The organism is Azohydromonas australica DSM 1124 (assembly GCF_000430725.1).
Classification (GTDB): domain Bacteria; phylum Pseudomonadota; class Gammaproteobacteria; order Burkholderiales; family Burkholderiaceae_C; genus Azohydromonas; species Azohydromonas australica.
The window spans coordinates 1-2,304 of sequence record NZ_AUMO01000157.1 but is presented as its reverse complement, the minus strand read 5'-3'; the positions used below and the strand labels follow the sequence as shown (position 1 = coordinate 2,304).

General features: G+C 67.5%; 2 protein-coding genes. Both read left to right on the top strand.

Annotation, left to right across the window (positions count from 1 at the left end):
• Positions 1 to 379 precede the first annotated feature (379 nt).
• The gene (locus H537_RS0118925) at positions 380 to 745 is read left to right on the top strand and encodes a hypothetical protein (protein WP_028999077.1); all 366 of its coding nucleotides are present in this window, start codon (positions 380 to 382) and stop codon (positions 743 to 745) included.
• A gap of 36 nt (positions 746 to 781) precedes the next feature.
• Positions 782 to 1,957 (top strand): toll/interleukin-1 receptor domain-containing protein, encoded by a 1,176-nt coding sequence (locus H537_RS49505; RefSeq protein WP_051242988.1) that lies wholly within the window; start codon positions 782 to 784, stop codon positions 1,955 to 1,957.
• Positions 1,958 to 2,304 lie beyond the last annotated feature (347 nt).

Here is a 2,304-nt window from a genome sequence, read left to right as displayed (position 1 = left end):
TCCTCTGGTGGTGAGCCGCGCCATCGCATACCTCCGCGTGGCAGCAAATAACCCCTCTTGGACGCTTCAACCCTCAGCAAGTTCTGCCGGCCTAGTAAAAAAGCCCCGCTCCTTGCGGAGCCGGGGCCTGTGAGGCTGTACCAATCGACGAAGTGCAGCTGCTTCCCGCAAGCCACGCCGCGCATCTTGCCCGCTCTGCGGAGGAGTGCGCGTTGTGGAAAGCCGCTGCGCGCTGGCGCTAGGATGCCGCGGCGGCGGCGCGCGGCACCTGCGTGGGCACGGTCCTGGAGGGCGGCTGACGAGCCGTCCACATCCTCGGACTCACGCCCTAGGGCGCAATTTGCACACGGATAAGACTTGAATGCAGTGGAGGTTCCCGATGAACGTCATCACCGTGATGCTGTTCGAGGAGCAGTTCAGCACGCTGGTCGCCGCAGCCACGACCGCGCAGGACCAGGCCAAGGCGTGCGCGAGCAGCCTGGGGCTCTCTCCGACGCTCGGGCTGCAGTACCGTGACCGGGCTGCGGCGCTGGGCAACGCGCTCATGGCGCTGGAGACGAACGCTCGTCCGGGCAACGTGCCCGCCGAGCTGGCGGACCTCAAGGAACGGCACGCGGATCTGCTGCGCCAGCTCGACGAAGAAAAGGCCCGCACCGCTGCGCTGCGCAACGCGCTGGAGCGGCTGGGCCCGGTGGCTAGGCCGGCAAAGGGCGAGGCGGCTCGCACGCATGTCTCGCATTCCTGAAGCGCCGCACTCCGGGCTGCGCCACTGGTCACACCCATGAGTGACGTCTTCATCAGCTACCGCCGGCAGGACAGCCCTGCGGCCACTGGCCGGCTCGCAGACCGGCTGTATGCCGCGTTCGGCGCCGATCGCGTGTTCCTTGACGTGGGCGACATCGTGCCCGGAGCCAACTTTGTCCAAGCGCTCGAGCACGCTCTGGCCGGCGCCACGGTGGTGCTGGCGCTTGTGGGACCCGGTTGGCTCCGCGCGGCAGCGAACAACGGACGCCGCCTGGATGACCCGGACGATTTCGTGCGACGTGAGATCGAGCTGGCACTGGCCCATGGCAAGCCGGTGATCCCGATACTGCTGGACGGCGCCCAGATGCCCAAAGCGCAAGAGCTGCCGCCTTCGCTCCAGGACTTTACGAGCTGCCAGGCCGTGGTGCTGGCCAACGACCGCTGGGACGCCGACACCTCGGCACTCATTGACGTGCTGGCTTCGCAGTACGGCATCACGCCCGGCGTGAGCCACGGCCGGCACGCGAGCGCCTGGTGGCACAAGCCGGTGGAACTGGCGACGGACCTCGTGGAGCTGCTGGTTCACCCCCGGGCGCTGATTGTGCGGCGCCTGGGAAGCGGTGCCGCTATCGGTGCCTACAGCCTGCTGCTGCGCGCACTGGCGATGCTGGTGCTGTGCCTGGCGCTGGGCAACTTGCTGCTGGGCGTCGCGTCGCAGGGGCCTCCGCAGCGCTGGCTGGTGCCGGGCCTCACCCTCGGTCTGCTCATGGCCGTGGCACTGTCAGCTGTGCTCGCCGGTGCTTGGCGCGTGGTGCAGCGCGTACCCTGTTGGAGCCGCGTCGCTACGCCCTTCGCCTACCTCTTCGGTGGCACGTGGCTGTACTTTTGCACCGGCACCTTCGTGATGCTTTTTGGCGTCGAACTGGTCCAGCCGCAGGTGCTGCAGGACTTCATCGCGCAGGCGAGCCATGCAGGCACCGATGCCTTGCCCACGGTGTCTGTCCCTCTCATGCGGGCTGTTCATGGCCCGGCGCTGGTAACCGTCGCGATCGGCAGCGCTGTTTGGTTGGCAGGGATAGCCTGGTGTGTCAGGGGCTGGGCAGTGTTTCGCATCGCCCTGGGCGCCGGACGGCTGGCAGCCGCGGTCGCATTCCTGCTCTGGGTCGCTCTGCTGGCCGGGCTGTGCGCGCTGGCATGGCAGGCAGCCACGTAGCGTCGCCAATGGCCGAGGCGCCACCTGCACACCTTCGCATGCGGCAGCCGAAGCCCTCGGCGGTGCCGCTTGAAGCGAGCGCTGCCCTTGGTGTCGCTTACGGTGGAGTCGCGTCTTCGGCATTTGGTAATGCGGCTGGGCGCACTGGCGCCGCTGAGTGTGAGTGTGCTGCCGACAGCCGGCGCAACACTGCTTGCCTGCGGCAAACTGAGCACGGCCACTGCATGAGGGAGAAAGCCCGTGTCACCCGAAGAAAAAAACTAGGACGGCAAAGCCAGCTGATCGGCCAGTTGCTCCAAGTTGGCGAGGTACTGCTCGGGATTGCGCCGGAACCGGGTGCGCTGCAC